This window comes from Roseixanthobacter finlandensis (assembly GCF_043195105.2).
Classification (GTDB): domain Bacteria; phylum Pseudomonadota; class Alphaproteobacteria; order Rhizobiales; family Xanthobacteraceae; genus NCEH01.
This window is the reverse complement of record NZ_CM195536.1, coordinates 3,072,582-3,091,121: the sequence shown is the minus strand read 5'-3', so window position 1 is coordinate 3,091,121 and position 18,540 is coordinate 3,072,582. Positions and strand designations below refer to the sequence as shown.

Sequence of the window (18,540 nt, the reverse complement as noted above, 5' to 3'; positions counted from 1 at the left end):
CGCCTCAGTCCCGCTTGCGCGGGGCCGAGGGCTTTCCACGCGGTGCGCCACCGGGACGCGCGCCGCCTTTCGGGCCGCCGAAGCCGGGGCGCTTGGGGCCGCCAGGGCCGGCCTTGCCGCCGGGACGAAAGCCGGTGCGCTCGCCGCCTTCAGCGCCGCCGGCGCGCGGCCGCCCGCCGGCAAATCCGGGCTTGCCGGCCGGACGTTCGCGCCCCGGTCCGGTGCCGAATTCGCCGCGCGGACGTTCCGCGCCCGCCGCGCCACGCGGGCCGCCGCTGCTGCGCGGCTTGTCTGTCCCATAAGAGCCGCGCGGTTTTTCTGTCCCGTAGGCGCTGCGCGGCTTGTCCGTACCGTAAGCGCCACGCGCTTTGCCGCCACCGAATCCACCGCGCTCATTACCCTCGCGCGGCGGGCGATCGCCGAAACTGCCGCGGCCCCGCGGGGCGTCGGGTCGCTGGGGACGGGCGCCGGAAAAGCCGACGTCCTCCGGACCCCGTCCGCGCTCGGCAAAGCCGCCGCCACGCGGGCGCTCGCTGCGGCCCGCCTCATCGCGACGCGGGGCGCGTTCGGGCCGGTCGGCACTGAAGGGGCGGGGACGTTCGGTGCGCTCCGAGCGGAAGCCGCCCGGCTTGCCGGCACTACCTTCGCGGCGCGGCGGACGCTTGTCGTCATAGGCCGGGCGATCGTCGCGGCGCGGGGCGCGCTCGGGCCGGTCGGCACTGAAGGGTTTGGAGCGCTCCGCGCGATCCGAGCGGAAGCCGCCCGGCTTGCCGGCGCCACCTTCGCGGCGCGGCGGGCGCTTGTCGCCATATTCGGGCCGGTCGTCGCGGCGGGGGGCGCGTTCCGGCCGGTCGGCGCTGAAGGGCTTGGGACGTTCCGCGCGATCCGAGCGGAAGCCGCCCGGCTTGCCGGCGCCACCCTCGCGGCGGAAGCCGCGTTCGCCACCTTCGCGGCGGAAACCGCCTTCGGCGCCTTCAGGGCGGCCGCGGCCGAAGATCGGCTTATGCGGCGAAGCGCCGACCCCTTCCCGGCGCGGAGCGCGTGCAGGCGCGCCGTCGCGGTTGTCCTCGCGGGTGAACCGGGCGGCGCCGCGCTTGTGGCCGCCTTCCTCGGGACGGGCCGCGCGCGGGCGCTCCTCGTCGCTCCTGAAGCGACCCTCGGGACGCGACGGGCGCGGGCCGAACTTCTGGCCCATGCCGGGCCGCGCCGGGCGGCGGGTGTCGGACCGCTCGGCAAAGCGCTCTTCCTGCGGCTCGGGCACGAAGCGTTCCACCTTCACCTGCCGGCCCTTGCGGTCGGCGACGGTTCCGGCGCTGACGGTTTCGCGCTCGTCCTTGCGGCGGCTGCGCACACGGAATGCGCCGCCTTCGCTGTCCCCATCGCCATGGGGATGGCGCGAGCGGCCGCGATGCTCGATTTCCGTATCGTGCCGCACGGATATCGTGTCGCGGCGCGTGGGCGCCCGGCGGACCGGGCGATCGTCCAGATCCTCGGGGCGCGGGGTGAAGCGCTGGGCTTCTTCCATCGCACGCTCGAACATGGGCGCGTCGAAATCCACCCCGGCGGCGGTGGCGAGTTCCTCGCCGAGCTGGTCGCGCAGGATGCGCGTGCGCACCTCCTCGATGCCGTTCTCGGGCACGTCGCCCAATTGGAACGGCCCGTAGGAGACGCGGATCAGGCGGTTCACGCGCATGCCGAGGGCGGCGAGCACGTTGCGCACTTCGCGATTCTTGCCTTCGCGCAGCGATACGCTGATCCAGGCATTCGCCCCCTGCACCCGGTCCAGCGTGGCTTCGATGGGGCCGTATTCGATGCCTTCCACCGTGATGCCGCCCATGAGGGCGTCGAGCTTGGCCTGGTCGATGGCGCCGTTGGCGCGCACGCGATAGCGGCGCAGCCAGCCGGTTTCCGGCAGCTCCAGCGCGCGGGCGAGCCCGCCGTCATTGGTGAGCAGGAGCAGGCCTTCCGAATTGAGATCGAGCCGCCCGACGCTGACGAGGCGCGGCAGGCCCTTCGGCAGGATTTCAAACAGGGTGGTGCGGCCTTCCGGGTCGCGGTTGGTGGTCACCACGCCCTTGGGCTTATGGTAGAGGTAAAGACGGGTGCGCTCGCGCTCCGGCAGCGGCTGGCCGTCCACCTGGATGGCGTCCTTTTCCGTCACGGTGAAGGCGGGGCTGGTGAGGACGATGCCGTTGACGGCGATCCGCCCGGCCTCGATCCAGGTTTCGATCTCGCGCCGCGAGCCGAGGCCTGCGCGTGCGATCACCTTTGCGACGCGCTCGGCGTCATTGGTCTTGGCCTGCGGCAACGCGCGCTTGTCGCGCGGGACGCGGTTCTTGTCCTTGCGGGGAGGTTGTGTACGGGGCATGGAAGGCCGATAGCACGAACCGTGCGGCGACACGAGGTGCAGGAGCGCGGGTTGGGCGAGACTTTCATGCAGATGGCGCTCAATGAGGCGCGCGCGGCGGCCGAACGGGGCGAAGTTCCGGTCGGCGCGGTGCTGGTGCGGGGTTCGACCGTGGTCGCCCGCGACGGCAATCGCACGCGCGAATTGTCCGATCCCACCGCACACGCGGAAATGCAGGTGCTGCGCGCCGGGGCGAAAATTCTCAGCGCCGAGCGGCTTTTGTCCTGCGATCTCTATGTGACGCTGGAGCCGTGCGCCATGTGCGCGGCGGCGATCTCGTTCGCCCGCATCCGCAGATTGTATTACGGCGCGCCCGATCCCAAGGGCGGCGCGGTGGAGAGCGGCCCGCGCTTCTATACGCAGCCCACCTGCCATCATGCGCCGGAAGTCTATGGCGGCATCGCCGAGCGTCAGGCGGCCGACGTGCTGCGCGCGTTTTTCAAGGACCGGCGCTGAAGGGCGGTGGGTTCGATAGCGGCGGCGGCCCCCTCACCCCAGCCCTCTCCCCGTGGGGGAGAGGGGGCAAGCTGGCGTGATGGGAAGGGCCAGTCTTAAAGCCCGGCCTCTCCGTCTCACCTCTCCCCGTGGGGGAGAGGTCGGCCGCGCAGCGGACGGGTGAGGGGGCTGCGCGCGGCCGCGGCTTGAACACCCCTCACCCCAGCCCTCTCCCCGTCGGGGAGAGGGGGCGGGCTGGCGTGGTGGGAAAGATCGGTCTTAAAACCCAGCCTGTCCATCTCACCTCTCCCCGTGGGGGAGAGGTCGGCCGCGCAGCGGACGGGTGAGGGGGGCGCTTGGCTTGAACACCCCTCGCCCCAGCCCTCTCCCCGTGGGGGAGAGGGGGCAAGCTGGCGTGATGGGAAGGGCCAGTCTTAAAACCCAGCCTTTCCGTCTCACCTCTCCCCGTGGGGGGAGGTCGGCCGCGCAGCGGACGGGTGAGGGGGCTGCGCGCCGTCCGCAGCCGAAGCGCAAAACCCTCAGCCCAAAAAGCCCTGCAGCGCCTTCAGCGTTGCCTCGGGGTTTTCCTCGCACAGGAAATGGCCGGCCTCCACGGCCTGCCCCTCGATCTTCGGCGCGAACACCCGCCAAGCACCCAGTGGGGTGACGCCGCGGCTCGGAATGCCATGGGCGCCCCAGATCGCGAACACCGGACATTCGATCACCCGGCCGGCGGCAAGGTCGGCCTCGTCATGGGCAAGATCGATGGTGGCGCCGGCGCGATAATCCTCGCACATGGCGCGGATATGGTCGGGTGATGAATAGGCCGCGCGATAATGGGCGAGTGCCCGCGCATCGAAGGCGGAGAGATCCTTCGCGGCGGTCCAGCTCGCCAGGGTATGGTCGAGATAAAAGCGCGGATGTCCGCCGATCAGGGTTTCCGGCAGCGGATGGGGCTGGGCGAGGAAGGCCCAATGATACACTTGGAGCGCACGGGCCCGGTCCATGCCGTGCCACATGGCAAGCGTGGGCACGATATCCAGCACCGCGAGCCGGTCCACCCGGCCGGGGGAATCGAGCGCCAGCCGATAGCCAACCCGCGCCCCGCGATCATGTCCCGCCAAAGCGAAGTGGGCATGGCCGAGTGTTTCCATCAGCGCCACCAGGGCGGCGGCGGTGGCGCGCTTGGAATAAGGCGCATGGTCCTTGCCCGGCGCTGGCGCCGCGCTCCAGCCATAGCCGGGCAGGTCGGGAATGATAAGGCGATGGGTTTTCGCAAGCTCGCCCGCCACGCGATGCCACATCACGCCGGTCTGGGGATAGCCGTGCAGCAGAAGCACCGGCGGCCCCTCGCCGCCGGTGCGCGCGAACAGGCGGCCGGCGGGCGTGTCCACATTGTGGGACGAGAAGCCGGGAAATAAGTCGGCGAGATCGGGCATGGTCATGCTCCGCGCGAGGAGAGCGGCAATGGAGGGCGGCAATGGCAGGCCGCAAGGTGACACGGCCGCAGGGCGAGGGCCAGCGCCTCGCCCGCCGGCGCGAAGGGCCCTCAGTCCAGGGCGCGCCAGCCGATATCGTTGCGATAGAAGCCGTCCGGCCAGTCGATGCGGGCGGCGGCGCGATAGGCCCGGTCGCGGGCTTCGCGCAGCGTGTCGCCGGTGGCGGTGACGTTCAGCACCCGCCCGCCGTTGGACACGATCTTGGCGCCCGACCGCTTGGTGCCGGCCTGGAAGACGATCACGCCCTCTTCCTTCTCGGCCGCCTCGATGCCGCGGATTTCCGAGCCGGTCTGGTGCGGGCCGGGGTAGCCGCGGCTGGCGTAGACCACCGCGATGGCGCTCTTCCGCGACCATTGCGGCGCGGCGCCGGCGAGTTCGCCGTGGGCGGCGGCGTTGAGCAGGGCGAGAAGGTCGCTCTCCAGGCGCGGCATCAGCACCTGGCATTCCGGATCGCCGAAGCGGCAATTATATTCCACAAGTTTCGGCCCGCTCTGCGTCAGCATGAGGCCGGCATAGAGGATGCCGCGATAGGGGCTGCCCTCGGCCACCATGGCGCGCGCGGTGGGCACGACGATTTCCGCGATCGCCCGCGCTTCCAGCTCGGCAGTGAGCACCGGGGCGGGGGAATAGGCGCCCATGCCGCCGGTGTTGGGGCCGAGATCGCCGTCGAACGCGCGCTTGTGGTCCTGGGCGCTGCCGAAGGGAATGACGGTTTCCCCGTCGACGAGGCAGAACAGGCTGGCCTCCTCGCCCTCCATGAATTCCTCGATCAGCACTTCCTGCCCGCCGCCGGCGAACACCTGGTCGATGGCGGCGATGGCTTCCTCCACCGTCAGCGCGACCACGACGCCCTTGCCGGCCATCAGGCCGTCGGCCTTGATGACGATGGGCGCGCCCTCGGTGGTCACATGGGCCCAGGCGGCTTCCGGCTTGGTGAAGCGGGCGAAGGCGGCGGTGGGAATACCGTGGGCGCGGCACAATTCCTTGGTGAAGAGCTTGGAGCCCTCCAGCCGGGCGGCGGCGGCCGTCGGTCCGAAGGCAGGGATGCCGGCTTCCGCCAGCCGATCCACCAGGCCCGCCACCAGCGGTGCCTCGGGGCCGACCACCACTAGGGCGATGCCGTTCTTCTGGCACCACGTTACCAGCGTGTCGTGGGCCGAGAGCGCTATGCCTTCCACCAGCTCGGCATGGTCCGCGATGCCGGGATTGCCGGGCAAGGCATAGAGCTGAGCAATGCTAGGGCTCTGCGCGAGCTTCCAGGCGAGGGCATGCTCGCGGCCACCGGAACCGAGCAGAAGCACATTCATGCGGCGTCATCTCCCTTTTTAACTTGGCTATCGGCTTGCGGGCTTCCAAACAAGGGGGCAGGCATTGCGCTCGCCGCATATGAGATGGTGCCGCTATGCTCTTGCCAAGATCATATGCAGCGATGTGAGTCGATGGTCCAACTGCCCGAACCCCATGCCAATGCTCCCGAATGGAGCGTTTCGGAACTCTCCGCCGCGCTCCGCCGCACGGTGGAGGAGGCCTATGGCCATGTCCGCGTGCGGGGCGAAATTTCCGGTTACCGCGGCCCGCATTCCTCGGGCCATGCTTATTTCTCGCTGAAGGACGAGGGCGCCCGGCTCGATGCCGTGGTGTGGAAGGGCAATTTTGCCCGCCTCAAGCTGCGGCCCGAAGAGGGGCTGGAGGTGATCGCCATCGGGCGCCTCACCACCTATCCCGGCAAGTCGGGCTATCAGATCATCATCGAATCCCTGGAATTCGCCGGGGCCGGCGCCATCATGGCCATGCTGGAGGAGCGCAAGCGCCGCCTCGCCACCGAAGGCCTGTTCGATCCCGCGCGCAAGGCGCTGCTGCCCTATCTGCCGAACGTCATCGGCATCGTCACTTCGCCCACCGGCGCCGTCATCCGCGACATCCTGCATCGCCTCGCGGACCGTTTTCCGCGCCGGGTGGTGGTGTGGCCGGTGCGGGTGCAGGGCGAGACCTGCGCGGCGGAAGTCTCGGCCGCCATTCGCGGTTTCAATGCGCTGCCCGAGGGTGGGCCGGTGCCCCGGCCGGACGTGATCATCGTCGCGCGCGGGGGCGGCTCGCTGGAAGACCTACTGGGCTTTTCCGAGGAGGCGGTGGTGCGCGCCGCCGCCGAAAGCGCGATTCCCCTCGTTTCCGCCGTCGGCCATGAGACGGACGTGACGCTGATCGATTTTGCCGCCGACGTGCGCGCGCCGACCCCCACCGCCGCCGCCGAAATGGTGGTGCCGGTGCGGGCGGATCTGCTGGTGGCGGTGGAGGGGCTGGGCGGCCGGCTCATGGCGGCGCCCTTGCGCCTGCTGGAGCGCCGGCGCGGCGAATTGCGCGCTCTCGCGCGCCTGCTGCCCTCCGCCGATGCGCTTCTCGCGATTCCCCGCCAGCGGCTCGATGCGGCGTCCGGCCGGCTGCCCCGGGCCTTGCGGGCCAACGCTTTCGCCCATCGCATCCGGTTCCAGAAGGCGAGCGCGCGGCTGTCCCCGTCCAGCCTGAAGGCGCGGCTGGAGCGCGCGCGGGAACGTTCGGAAAGCCTTGGGGCGAATCTGGAGCGCTGCCTGCGGCGGGCGGTGGAGCGCAAGCGCGAACGCTTTTCCGCGATCCGCACCGGCCTCGATGCGGCCCGGCGCGCGCAGCGCGTCCACATCGCCCGCAATCGCGACCGGCTGGAGGGGCTTGGCGACCGCGCGACCCGGGCGGCGCGCATCCTGCTGCGCGAGCGGCGGCGCCAGCTTTCGAGCGCCGCCCAGGTGCTGGGCGCCTTGTCCTATAAGGGCGTGCTGAAGCGCGGCTTCGCTTTGGTGCGCGATGCGCGGGGCATGGCCGTGCGCGCCGCCTCGGCGGTCGCACCGGGCACGGCGCTGGAACTGGAATTCGCCGACGGGCGCGTCGGCGTGGTGGCGAACGGTGCCGGCACCGCCCCCGTTCCGCCCACGGGCGGGCAGGGCATGGCCCCGCCGTCGCGACCGAAGCCCGCACGGACGCGGAGCGGCGAGAAGGCCAAATCCCAGCCCGGCCTGTTCGACCTTTGACAAGGGATGCGAGGGCGAAATTTGCCCTATCTGCGGCACAACTAAATTATAAACTGATACTAACATCCATTAAAACAGCGCCGCGTGTGATGCGGACAATTCCGAGTGTCAAGCCTCGTTCATTTAGCCAAATGGTACCCCGCTCTTTAGCGAGAGATTTGGCGTGATTTTCATCGACTGCATCATTCAAATCGATAGGACCCTGATCTATTCCGCCATCCGTGATCATGACAGCGACGTAATGAGCATCCGCCATTTCGTACCTCGTTTCTTATCTTCCGCACATGAAATGGTCGCTCTACCTCGTTTGGCAAGCCTATGAAGGAGCTCTTGCCTTCACCACAAGCAATTTAAACGACGGCCCTTTCGGTCGGCGCCGGTTGGGCTTATGTTATTCGCTCTAGATGAGGCCTTGTTTTCCCCGTGATGAACAGATTCGAGCGTTTTCCCGAAGGCAATGGCGAAGCCGAGCTGCGCTATCTGGACGGCGAATTCCGCATTATGCGCCCCGGCACCTTCGTGCGCTGCGCCGTGACCGGCCAGGGTATCGCGCTGGACGAGCTGCGCTATTGGAGCGTCGATCTCCAGGAAGCCTATATCGATCCGCAGGCCGTGCTGACGCGCGTCAACCAGATCCGCCGCCAGCAGCAGGGCTAGTCGCGAAAGACATTCAGGGTTTGGCGTCCCGGCCGGAGATGCCGTCATGCACGGGCTTGTCCCGTGCATCCACGCAGCGCCGCTGGCGCCAGGTTTCCAAGACCCGCACGGTCGGCCCGGCATGGATGGCCGGGACGAGCTCGGCCATGACGAGTCTGGCCATGACGAGCGATCGAAGACAGACAATGGCGCACACCTGCTTCAGGCGCTGCAACCATACGTCGCGCCCAGAATGTCACTCAGTCCTCAGCCGCCGCGCGGCGCGCGTCTCCGCCAGCGCGATCAGCGTATCGAACTCCTGCGCCTCCAAGCCCTGCGCCTCCAAGCCCTGCGCCTCCAAGCCCCGGGCCTTTGGGCCGCCATCCAGCTCCAGCCCCACCCGCAGCACCCGGATCCGCGTGCGCGCGTCCGCAAAATCCTGCGCTTGAAGGCGCGCGGCGTCCTTCGCGGTCGTCACGAGGCTGAGGCCGCCGGCGCGCGCCTCGCGGTGAAGGCTGGAAAGATCGGCGGGCGAATAGGGATGATGATCCGGGAACGCCCGGCACGCCGCCACGTCGAGATTGAGATCGCGCAGGGTCTGGAAGAATTTCTCCGGCCGGCCGATGCCGGCGAAGGCGAGAATGCGCTGTCCGGCGAGCGCGGCGGCATCGTCTGCAAACGCCACGAGGTGCCCGCGCAGCACAGGGATCTGCCCCGCCGCGCGCGCGGCGACCTGCGCGCCCGCCGCTCCCGTGCCGATGATCAGCAGCGCATCCGCGCGCGCCACCTGGCCGGGAAAGGGCGCGCGCAGCGGCCCCGCCGGCAGCACGTGCCCGTTGCCGAGCCCGGCCGCGCCATCCACCACCAGCAATGCGGCATCCTTGTGCAGGGACGGGTTCTGAAAGCCGTCGTCCATCACGATGTGCGAGGCGCCCCGCGCCACGGCGAGCCGCGCCCCCGCCACCCGGTCGCGGGACACGACCGTGGGCGCGGCCTGAGCCAGGAGCAAGGCTTCATCGCCCACCGCCGCCGCATCGTGGCGCGCGAGATCCACAAGCAGCGGCCCCGCCTCGCGCCCGCCATGGCCGCGCAGCAGGGCGAACGGAGTGGCGCCGCGTGCGGTCAGCCGGGCGAGCAATGCCAAAGCGGTCGGCGTCTTGCCCGCGCCGCCCACCGTGGGATTGCCGATGCAGATCACCGGCAGGTCCATTGCGACGCCGGGCTTCGCCATCCGCCGCAAGGTGATCGCCCCGACGATCCAGCCGATGGGCGCGAACAGCCGGCCGGGCAGCGTGTGCGGATGCGACCAGAAGGTGGGCGCCCGGGCGAACATCAGCGCGCGAGGCGGATATGCAGGAGATATGGCTCTATGGCCGAGAGCGTGCGGTCCAGCGCGCCACCGAGCTGATCCACCACCTGGCGGGCGGCGGCGGCAGTCTGCGCATGCAGGTGGCCGTCGAACAGCAAAGCGGACACGCATTGGGCGATATCGCCGTCATTCTGCACCAAAGCGGCACCGTGCCGTTCGTCAAGCCGGGCGTAGATGGAGCCGAAATTCCACACATGGGGGCCGTGCAGCGCCACGGCGCCGAGCTTGGCGGGCTCGATGGGATTTTGCCCGCCATGGCGCACCAGGGAACCGCCCATGAACACCACCGGGGCGAGGCGATAGAACAGGCCAAGCTCGCCGATGGTGTCGGCGACGTAGATTTCGGTCCCGCCGTCCGGCAGATAGCCCTCGCTGCGCTGCACCGCCGCCAGATGCGCGGCTTCGGCGAGCAGGCGCACGTCCGTGCCGCGTTCGGGATGGCGCGGGGCGATGATGGTCAGGAGGTCGGGTATCTCCTGCGCCAGCCGCCGGTGTGCTGCGAGCAGGATTTCATCCTCTCCCGGATGGGTGGAGGCGGCGAGGAAGATCGGCCGGTTGCCGCATTCCACGCTCATGCGGTCGAGCGACTTCGCGTCGGCGGGCGGGGCGGGGGCGTCGAATTTCAGATTGCCCACCACTTCCACCCGCGGCGCACCCAGGGCCTTGAAGCGTGCGGCGTCGTCGCGGCTCTGGGCGAGGCACAAATCGACCCGCGAGAGCAGGGCGCGCGCACTCTTCGGCAGATGGGCCCAGCGCTCCGCCGAGCGGCGCGACAGGCGCCCGTTCACCAGCACCAGGGGCGTATTGCGGCGGCCGAGCTCGCTCATGAGGTTGGGCCACAATTCGGATTCCGCCAGCAGCACCAGGTCCGGCTTCCAATGGTCCAGGAACCGGCCGACGAAGCGATGGGCGTCCAGCGGCATGAATTGGTGGATCACGGACGGGTGCGCCCGCCGCGCCGCGATGCGGCTGGAGGTCAGCGTCCCGGAGGTGAGCAGGATGCCGTAGCCGCGCCCCGCCAGCCGCTCGATCAGCGGCAGGACCGAGACGATCTCGCCCACGCTTGCGCCATGCACCCAGATCAGCGGGCCGCGCGGACGGGCGGCGCTCGCGATGCCGCGGCGTTCGGGCAAGCGGGCGGGATCTTCCTTGCCCTCGCGCACGCGATAGCCGAGCCATGCGGGCGTGAGCAGCGCCGCCGCCGACGTGACGCCCCGATACAGGCGCAGCGGAACCGGCAGGCGGATGCCCTTCATGCCGGCGCCCCCTGCGGGCGGCCGACCATCGCCTCGGCGCGGGCGGTGATGACCTCAAGGCTGCGCTGCAATTGCGCGCGCGCCGCCTGCATGCCGGCCTCGTCCACGTCGCGATCGACGAAGATCGGCTCGCCGACCACCGCCGCCCCGCGTCCGAACGGCAGGTTGAGGCTGGCCTTGTCCCAGCTTTTCAGCGTGATGCGGTTGGCGGTGGCCATGGCGATGGGCAGGATCGGCCGGCCGGAATGGCGCGCGATGGTGATCACGCCCAGGCCCGCGCGGCGGGCGATCTTCGGAACGTCGGCGGTCATGGCTACATTGATGCCCTCTCGCAGGGTCTCAATCATGGCATAGGTGGCCGAGACGCCGCCTTTGCGATGGAAATCCCCCGGCGAGGTCGCCCCCGAGCCGCGAATGGTGCCGACCCCGAGCCGTTCGGCGGCGATGGCGTTGATCTCCGCGTCCGCATGGCGGGAGATCAGCACCTTGGCCTTGTGGTGCGGCTTCATGATGAAGGGGGTGAGGAAATGCTGCCCGTGCCAGAAGGTCATGATCAGCGGCAGGTGCGCATCGATGCGCTCGTAAATGTCCGCCGGCTCGACGTCGAAACGCGTGGTCCGCGCCACCAGCGCGAAATAGGACGCGAAGGTCGTGCCGGCTGCGATCTGGAAGCCACGGTTCGTGCGAAGACGGCGCCACATGCTCAAAAAGCGTCCTGCTCCTTGCGTGGGCGCGTTCCCCGGCCGGGAACGCGATCAATCCCACATCCCCACGGGGGGCATATTTGGACGAAGGGGGAGTTAATACCCTTATGATACCGCCAAACGCAAGCTTGGCAGTGTTTCCATCGGCTGCGGCACCTTCAGCGGTGCCGCAGCCGGGAGGTCTTGGCTAATGGCCCGGGGTGTGGGTGTCCGGGTCGAGCAGGCGGTGCATGTGCACCACGAAATAACGCATCAAGGCATTGTCCACGGTCTGCTGGGCCTTCCCGCGCCATGCGGCGGCGGCGCTCGCGTAGTCGGGATAGATGCCGACGATGTCAACCTTCGACAGATCCTTGAACTCGACCCCGTCGAGTTCCTTCAACTCGCCGCCAAAAACGAGGTGCAGCAATTGTTTCGGTTCGGAAGAGGTGGTCATGGTGTCAACGTTCCCCGGCGGTGACGGTCAGAAGATGGCCCCGAACTCGCGTTGCGCGAGGGCGAGGGTGTGGGCGTGAAGCGCGGTTCCGGCACAGACCAGCGGCCGGTGAAGCGGGACCGGTGCGTTATAGATCGGCGCCGTGCCGTCGAGCCCGGTCAGCAGCCCGCCCGCCTCGTGCACGATCAGGTCGGCGGCCGCGATGTCCCAGTCGGCGCTGTTGCCGTGGGCAAGCGCGATGTCCAGTTCGCCGGTGGCGACGCGGGCGAGCCGAAGCGCCAGCGAGCGCAGGCGCGGCGGCCGGGTCACGCTGGTGTGCCGCGCGACGCGGTCGAGAATGGAGGTGGGGCCTGCGACCACGGAGCCGGCCACCGCAACGCGCGCGCCAGCGACGATCGCCGCCCCGTTCCGGGTCGCGCCGCCGCCGAGGGAGGCGACGAACAATTCGTCCGAGACCGGCGCGAACAGGGCGCCGGCGATCGGCCGCCCATTCTCCACCAGGGCCGCCGAGACCACCCAATCGGCCCCGCCGGCCATAAAGCCGCGCGTGCCGTCGATGGGATCGACCACCCATACCCGGCGGGCGCCGAGACGCTCGGCGGAATCGGCGCTTTCCTCGGACAGCCAGCCGTAATCGACCGCAAGCGCCGTCAGGCGCTCGCGCAGGAAGCGATCCACGGCGATATCGGCCTCGGTGACCGGGGAATCATTGTCCTTGGTCCAGCTCGTGACGCCCGTGCGGAACATGGCGAGCGCGATCGCGCCAGCCGCCGCAACGGCGTCGGCGAGATGGCGGGCCGCAATCGCGGGCACCTCGATCGCCGGTTCGGAAGCGCCGGTCGCGGTCGGAGGATCAAGCAGGCTCATGGCGCAGGCAATAGGCGGAGGCGCCTTTCGGCGCAAGCGAAGATCGCCCCGGCCAGCGGGGAATTCGGCGGCGGCGCCGGCATTCAGCGTGCGGTGCACAATCCCGTGATGCCGCAGCGCGCGCCTACAGCCTTGAAGCGTTCAGAACAGGCCGATCGCCACCGCATGCTGGAGCGCGGCATCGAGCGCGAGGCCGGCAAACAGCACGAGGCCCGCGTCCCGGTTGGATTTGAACAAGGCGAGGCAGCGGTCGGGATCGTCGATATCCAGCCGCTTCACCTGAATGAAGAGGTAGCCGCCGAAAATGGCCAGCCCCAAGGCGGCCAACAGGCCGGCCCCGGCGGAGGCCAGGGCCATGGCGAACAGGATCAGGGTCGCGCCAAAGGACAGCGCGAGTGCGATCCAGCTGCGGCGGCCGAACAAGAGGGCGGTCGAGCGCACGCCGACGATGGCGTCGTCCTCCCGGTCCTGGTGGGCATAGATGGTGTCATAGCCGAACACCCAGCAGACCGAGCCGGCGAACAGCAGGAGCGCGGGGTCCTCGATGCTGCGGAACACGCTCGCCCAGCCCATCAGCGCGCCCCAGGAAAAGGCGATGCCGAGCGCGAGCTGGGGCACCGAGGTGATGCGCTTCATCAAAGGATAGATGGCGACCACCCCGAGCGAGGCGATGCCGGTGATGATTGCGAAGCGCGGCAGCGAGAGCAGCACCGCGAAGCCCACCAGGCATTGGAAGATCAGGAAGGCGAAGGCGGCGGGCAGGCGGATCTGGCCTGAGGCGAGCGGGCGGTTGCGGGTGCGCGCGACCTTGCGATCGATATCCCGGTCGAGAATGTCGTTCCAGGTGCAGCCGGCACCGCGCATGGCCACGGAGCCGATGGCGAACAACGCCAGGAGCACGGGATCGGGGTAGGGCTGCCCGGCCGCGATGGCGGCGAGCGCGGTGGACCACCAGCACGGCAGGACCAGCAGCCAGCTGCCTATGGGACGATCGGCGCGCGCGAGGCGCAGATAGGGACGGATCGGCCCCGGGGCGTAGCGATCCACCCAATTGTTCGCAGGCGCATCGGCGACCGGCGCGACCGCCCCGTCTCCCCCCCAGCGGGTCATCGGGTGGCCCTCACTTGCCGAGGGCGTTGCCGTTCAAAGTATCGAAGATGCCGCCGCCCTTTGAGCTCTGGCCGGGAACATATCCGGTGGTGACGCCGAGCGCGCTGGAGATGGAGCCCTGCGGCGGCGGCTTGACGCCGGCGGCCTCGCCCCCGGCGGCGCCGGAGGCCGCGGCGGCGCAGATCTTGTCGCGCAAAGCGGCGGTCTTGGTGTTGTTGGCCTTGGCGGAGGTCACGGCCTGATCGGGGATCTGGCACCAGTCCTTATTGTCGGCGAGATATTTGGCAAGCTTGCCTTCGACCGCCGTATAGGTGCGGAACAGGCCGCACAATTCCTGCGGCGGCGCCTTGCGCTTGCCGGCGGCCTGCAGCGCCTGCCCCTTGGTCTCCATCTCCTGGCGCAGGGCATTGAAGTCGGTCTGGCAGTCCGCGCGCGCGACGCCGGCCCCTGTCAGGAACAGGGCGAAAGTGATCGCCGACAGGCGCGCGCATTTGGTGTTCAAGGGCATGAGGTCTTCCGCAGCGGCTGCTGATCCAGCTTTTCCCCCTTATATTGCCACGAAAGATTGGGCAATATCGGGGCGAAGCGCGGATAATGGCGTTTCCTTGCGCGCGCGTCACAAAAAAGTGGCAGGGCGCCTTGACGGAGATTTCGTGCGCGGCTAGGTTCGCGCAACTTTTGGAAGGCTATGTGCAGTCATGCGCAAGATCGTTACCATCCTTGTACGCAGGAGCGCCACCGGCGGAGCAGCTTGAATGCTGCTTCGGGGTCTGGTGGCGCGTGACGAGGGGCCTTCGGGCCCCTTCGTCGTTTCTGGGCCGCCGTCCGGATCGGGTGTCCGGCGGGCGGCGGGTGGATGAGGACTAGAGATGCGCGGATGCCCCTCGGGGACGGGCGCAGAGGAGTGGATGAGATGAGCAGGGAAATGACGGGCGCCGAAATGGTCATGCAGGCGCTGGCCGACCAGGGTGTCGACCATCTGTTCGGCTATCCCGGCGGAGCCGTGCTGCCGATCTATGATGCGCTGTTCCAGCAGAACCAGGTCGAGCACATCCTGGTGCGCCACGAGCAGGCGGCGGTGCATTCCGCCGAGGGCTATGCCCGCTCCTCCGGCAAGGTGGGCGTGGTGCTCGTCACCTCCGGCCCCGGCGCCACCAATGCCGTCACCGGCCTCACCGACGCGCTGATGGATTCGATACCCATCGTCTGCATCACCGGGCAGGTGCCGACCCATCTGATCGGCAATGACGCGTTCCAGGAATGCGACACGGTCGGCATCACGCGCCCCTGCACCAAGCATAATTATCTCGTCCGCGACGTGAACGACCTCGCGCGCGTGCTGCATGAAGCTTTCTACGTGGCGCAGAACGGGCGGCCCGGCCCGGTCGTGGTCGATATTCCCAAGGACGTGCAGTTCGCCACCGGCACCTATGTCGGCCGCGAGAACATCCAGCATAAGACCTATCGTCCGAAGCTGGTCGGGGATGCCGACAAGATCGCGGCGGCGGTGGAGATGATTGCCGGCGCCAAGCGGCCGATCTTCTATACCGGCGGCGGCGTGATCAATTCCGGCCCGCAGGCGAGCCGCGCGCTGCGCGACCTGGCGCGGCTCACGGGCGTTCCGGTCACCTCCACCTTGATGGGCCTCGGCGCGTTTCCGGCGGCGAGCGGGCAATGGCTGGGCATGCTGGGCATGCACGGCACCTATGAAGCCAACATGGCCATGCACGGCTGCGACGTGATGGTGTGCATCGGTGCGCGCTTCGACGACCGCATCACCGGCCGGCTGGACGCGTTCGCGCCCAATTCGAAGAAAATCCACATCGACATCGACCCCTCGTCGATCAACAAGAACGTCAAGGTGGACCTGCCCATCGTCGGCGACTGCACCAAGGTGCTGGAAGCGCTGGTCGCCGAATGGAAGGCCAAGGACAAGCAGCTCGACCGCGACGCGCTGGATGTGTGGTGGAAGCAGATCGACCGCTGGCGCGGGCGCAACAGCCTCGCCTATCGCCAGGGCACGGACATCATCAAGCCGCAATATGCCATCGAGCGGCTCTATGCGGCGACCAAGGACAAGGACGTCTACATCTCCACCGAGGTGGGCCAGCACCAGATGTGGGCGGCGCAATTCTTCCGCTTCGAGGAGCCGAACCGCTGGATGACCTCGGGCGGCCTCGGCACCATGGGCTACGGCCTGCCCGCCGCCATCGGCGCGCAGATCGCCCATCCCGGCGCCCTGTGCGTGGATATCGCGGGCGAAGCCTCGATCCTGATGAACATGCAAGAAATGTCCACGGCGGTGCAGTTCGAGCTGCCGGTGAAGATCTTCATCCTGAACAATCGCTACATGGGCATGGTGCGCCAGTGGCAGGAATTGCTGCACGGCGGGCGCTACGCTCATTCCTATTCGGAAGCCCTGCCGGACTTCGTGAAGCTGGCGGAAGCTTATGGCGGCGTCGGCATCCGCTGCGACAAGCCGGCCGATCTCGACGCGGCCATCGCCGAGATGATCGACATCAAGCGCCCGGTGATCTTCGACTGCATCGTGGACCAGCAGGAAAACTGCTTCCCCATGATCCCGTCGGGCCGCGCCCATAACGAGATGATCCTCGGCGACATGGCGGTGGATCTCGACGACGCCATCACCGACGAGGGCAAGATGCTGGTGTGAGCTCGGCTGCCTCACGCGCGTTCGTTCCCCCTCTCCCGCTTGCGGGGGAGGGTCGGGGAGGGGGCAGACGCAACCTCTCCGAATTCCGCAGCTTTCCGGCCTTCGGCCGGCCCCCTCCCTACCCCTCCCCCGCGCGCGGGAGAGGGAATCCGGCTGATCAGAGACACCAAAATGTCCCACCCTCCCGAACGTACCGAACGCCACACGCTCTCCGTCCTGGTGGACAATGAGCCGGGCGTGCTCGCCCGCGTGATCGGCCTGTTTTCCGGCCGCGGCTATAATATCGACAGCCTCACCGTGTCCGAGGTGAGTCACGAGGGCCATCTCTCGCGCATCACCATCGTCACCACCGGCACGCCCATGGTGATCGAGCAGATCCGCAACCAGCTCGACCGCCTGGTGCCGGTGCACCGGGTGCGCGACCTCACCGTGGAAGCCTCCTCCATCGAGCGCGAGCTGGCCATGGTGAAGGTGCGCGGCACAGGCGACGCCCGCAGCGAGGCGCTGCGCATCGCCGAGGCGTTTCGAGCCCGCGTGATCGACGCCACCACCGAGAGTTTCGTGTTCGAGATCACCGGCAAGTCCGACAAGATCGACCAGTTCGCCGTGCTGATGACGCCGCTCGGCCTGGTGGAGGTGTCGCGCACCGGCATCGTCGCCATTTCGCGCGGACCGGAGGCCATGTGAGGCGGCGCGCCGGCCACAGCGCTCGCCGCAGGGCTCCGCCCTCGGCCATGCGAGGCCGCGCTTGCGCTGATGTGAGGGGCTGGGATACCTGAGGGCCGAAAAGAAAGCCGTCGAATGGTCTAAGGGGTCTGCGCGCCGCCGCAAGCCAGGTCGCGCCGGCCCCCGTCCATTTTCGCCCGTCCCGAGGGTGGGTCCCGCCTTCCGCCTGAGTAACGAACACTCCAAGAAACGCCCAACAGGAGAGAATGATGCGCGTTTATTATGATCGTGACGCCGACCTGAACCTCATCAAGGGGAAGAAGGTTGCCGTCGTCGGCTATGGCAGCCAGGGCCATGCCCATGCGCTGAACATGCGTGACAGCGGCGTCAAGGATGTCGTGGTCGCGCTGCGCCCCGGTTCCGCCACCGCCAAAAAGGCCGAGGCCGAGGGCTTCAAGGTGATGTCGCCCGCCGAGGCCGCCAAATGGGCCGACGTGGTGATGATGCTCACCCCCGACGAGCTTCAGGCCGACATCTACAAGGAAAGCCTGCACGACAACATGAAGACCGGCGCGGCGCTGCTGTTCGCCCACGGCCTCAACATCCACTTCAACCTGATCGAGGCCCGCAAGGATCTCGACGTGCTGATGATCGCCCCCAAGGGCCCCGGCCATACCGTACGCTCGGAATATCAGCGTGGCGGCGGCGTGCCGACCCTGATCGCCATCGCCCAGGATTCCTCGGGCAATGCCCATGATCTCGGCCTCTCCTATGCCAGCGCCATCGGCGGCGGCCGCGCCGGCATCATCGAGACCACCTTCAAGGAAGAGTGCGAGACCGATCTGTTCGGCGAGCAGGTGGTGTTGTGCGGCGGCCTCGTGGAGCTGATCCGCGCCGGCTTCGAGACCCTGGTCGAGGCGGGCTATGCTCCCGAGATGGCCTATTTCGAGTGCCTGCACGAAGTGAAGCTGATCGTCGACCTGATCTATGAGGGCGGCATCGCGAACATGAACTATTCCATCTCCAACACCGCCGAATATGGCGAATACGTCACCGGCCCGCGCATCATCACGCCCGAGACCAAGGCCGAGATGAAGCGCGTCCTGGCCGACATCCAGGGCGGCAAGTTCACCCGCGACTGGATGCTGGAGAACAAGGTCAGCCAGACCTCGTTCAAGGCCACCCGCGCCAAGGCCAATGCCCACCAGATCGAGGAAGTCGGCGAGAAGCTGCGCGCCATGATGCCCTGGATCAAGGCCAAGGCCCTGGTGGACAAGACCAAGAACTGAGCCTTTCCGGTTAAGGCGGTTCGCGAGGCCCCGGCATGTCCGGGGCCTTTTTCTTTGCCGCACTCCCCCGGGCCGGGCGCGCGCGGCACGGGGGTGCGGGATACCACCGCTCGGGTTGCGCCTGTGCAGGGCA

The 18,540-nt window shown here is 68.4% G+C and carries 17 protein-coding genes; 6 read left to right on the top strand and 11 right to left on the bottom strand.

All coding sequences use genetic code 11. The annotated features are described in order from the left end of the window. Nucleotides 1-4: 4 nt before the first annotated feature. Nucleotides 5-2,368 carry a pseudouridine synthase gene (locus tag V5G24_RS14655; RefSeq protein WP_394081697.1) on the bottom strand — a complete coding sequence of 788 codons (2,364 nt, stop codon included), beginning with the start codon at nucleotides 2,366-2,368 and terminating at the stop codon, nucleotides 5-7. Between the two features lie 66 nt (nucleotides 2,369-2,434). Between V5G24_RS14655 and V5G24_RS14650 the strand changes: the two genes are divergently transcribed. Beyond that, nucleotides 2,435-2,863, top strand: a complete 429-nt coding sequence (locus V5G24_RS14650; RefSeq protein ID WP_394082110.1) for a nucleoside deaminase — start codon at nucleotides 2,435-2,437, stop codon at nucleotides 2,861-2,863. A 518-nt stretch (nucleotides 2,864-3,381) separates the two neighbouring features. Here V5G24_RS14650 and V5G24_RS14645 read toward each other — a convergent pair. Both V5G24_RS14645 and purD read right to left on the bottom strand, forming a co-directional pair. After that, on the bottom strand, nucleotides 3,382-4,281 hold the full coding sequence (locus V5G24_RS14645) for an alpha/beta fold hydrolase (RefSeq protein ID WP_394081699.1): 900 nt from the start codon (nucleotides 4,279-4,281) through the stop codon (nucleotides 3,382-3,384). A 110-nt stretch (nucleotides 4,282-4,391) separates the two neighbouring features. Next, entirely contained in the window at nucleotides 4,392-5,648 is a 1,257-nt protein-coding gene (gene purD / locus V5G24_RS14640) for a phosphoribosylamine--glycine ligase (protein WP_394081701.1), read from the bottom strand. Between the two features lie 132 nt (nucleotides 5,649-5,780). On the opposite strand from purD, the gene xseA reads away from it, so the two are divergent. Continuing rightward, a complete protein-coding gene (gene xseA, locus V5G24_RS14635) occupies nucleotides 5,781-7,400 on the top strand; it encodes an exodeoxyribonuclease VII large subunit (RefSeq protein WP_394081703.1) in 1,620 nt (539 codons plus the stop codon). 426 nt (nucleotides 7,401-7,826) lie between these two features. Next, nucleotides 7,827-8,057: a DUF2093 domain-containing protein gene (locus tag V5G24_RS14630; RefSeq protein ID WP_394082112.1), complete on the top strand. Its 231-nt coding sequence runs from the start codon at nucleotides 7,827-7,829 to the stop codon at nucleotides 8,055-8,057. 13 nt (nucleotides 8,058-8,070) lie between these two features. Here V5G24_RS14630 and V5G24_RS14625 read toward each other — a convergent pair whose 3' ends face one another. From V5G24_RS14625 to V5G24_RS14590, 8 genes are all read right to left on the bottom strand, one after another. Then, nucleotides 8,071-8,220, bottom strand: a complete 150-nt coding sequence (locus V5G24_RS14625) for a hypothetical protein (protein WP_394081705.1) — start codon at nucleotides 8,218-8,220, stop codon at nucleotides 8,071-8,073. Nucleotides 8,221-8,292: 72 nt separating this feature from the next. Then, nucleotides 8,293-9,369, bottom strand: coding sequence for a tetraacyldisaccharide 4'-kinase (gene lpxK / locus V5G24_RS14620; protein WP_394081707.1), 1,077 nt, complete (start codon nucleotides 9,367-9,369; stop codon nucleotides 8,293-8,295). Continuing rightward, nucleotides 9,369-10,661 carry a 3-deoxy-D-manno-octulosonic acid transferase gene (locus tag V5G24_RS14615; RefSeq protein ID WP_394081709.1) on the bottom strand — a complete coding sequence of 431 codons (1,293 nt, stop codon included), beginning with the start codon at nucleotides 10,659-10,661 and terminating at the stop codon, nucleotides 9,369-9,371. Before V5G24_RS14615 ends, lpxK begins: the two co-directional genes overlap by 1 nt. Further along, nucleotides 10,658-11,362 carry a lysophospholipid acyltransferase family protein gene (locus tag V5G24_RS14610; RefSeq protein WP_394081711.1) on the bottom strand — a complete coding sequence of 235 codons (705 nt, stop codon included), beginning with the start codon at nucleotides 11,360-11,362 and terminating at the stop codon, nucleotides 10,658-10,660. The genes V5G24_RS14615 and V5G24_RS14610 overlap by 4 nt, the downstream gene beginning before the upstream one ends. A gap of 190 nt (nucleotides 11,363-11,552) precedes the next feature. Next, nucleotides 11,553-11,801 (bottom strand): DUF4170 domain-containing protein, encoded by a 249-nt coding sequence (locus V5G24_RS14605; RefSeq protein ID WP_394081713.1) that lies wholly within the window; start codon nucleotides 11,799-11,801, stop codon nucleotides 11,553-11,555. Between the two features lie 27 nt (nucleotides 11,802-11,828). Beyond that, nucleotides 11,829-12,668, bottom strand: coding sequence for a 3'(2'),5'-bisphosphate nucleotidase CysQ (locus V5G24_RS14600; RefSeq protein WP_394081715.1), 840 nt, complete (start codon nucleotides 12,666-12,668; stop codon nucleotides 11,829-11,831). Nucleotides 12,669-12,809: 141 nt separating this feature from the next. After that, nucleotides 12,810-13,778, bottom strand: a complete 969-nt coding sequence (gene ubiA / locus V5G24_RS14595) for a 4-hydroxybenzoate octaprenyltransferase (RefSeq protein WP_394081717.1) — start codon at nucleotides 13,776-13,778, stop codon at nucleotides 12,810-12,812. 10 nt (nucleotides 13,779-13,788) lie between these two features. Next, nucleotides 13,789-14,286 carry a hypothetical protein gene (locus tag V5G24_RS14590; protein ID WP_394081719.1) on the bottom strand — a complete coding sequence of 166 codons (498 nt, stop codon included), beginning with the start codon at nucleotides 14,284-14,286 and terminating at the stop codon, nucleotides 13,789-13,791. Between the two features lie 405 nt (nucleotides 14,287-14,691). Between V5G24_RS14590 and V5G24_RS14585 the strand changes: the two genes are divergently transcribed. The 3 genes from V5G24_RS14585 to ilvC all read left to right on the top strand — a co-directional run bounded on the left by V5G24_RS14585 (nucleotide 14,692) and on the right by ilvC (nucleotide 18,407). Next, nucleotides 14,692-16,452 carry an acetolactate synthase 3 large subunit gene (locus tag V5G24_RS14585; RefSeq protein WP_394081721.1) on the top strand — a complete coding sequence of 587 codons (1,761 nt, stop codon included), beginning with the start codon at nucleotides 14,692-14,694 and terminating at the stop codon, nucleotides 16,450-16,452. 171 nt (nucleotides 16,453-16,623) lie between these two features. After that, nucleotides 16,624-17,139, top strand: coding sequence for an acetolactate synthase small subunit (gene ilvN, locus V5G24_RS14580; RefSeq protein WP_394081723.1), 516 nt, complete (start codon nucleotides 16,624-16,626; stop codon nucleotides 17,137-17,139). A gap of 248 nt (nucleotides 17,140-17,387) precedes the next feature. Further along, nucleotides 17,388-18,407, top strand: coding sequence for a ketol-acid reductoisomerase (gene ilvC, locus V5G24_RS14575; protein ID WP_348844864.1), 1,020 nt, complete (start codon nucleotides 17,388-17,390; stop codon nucleotides 18,405-18,407). Nucleotides 18,408-18,540 lie beyond the last annotated feature (133 nt).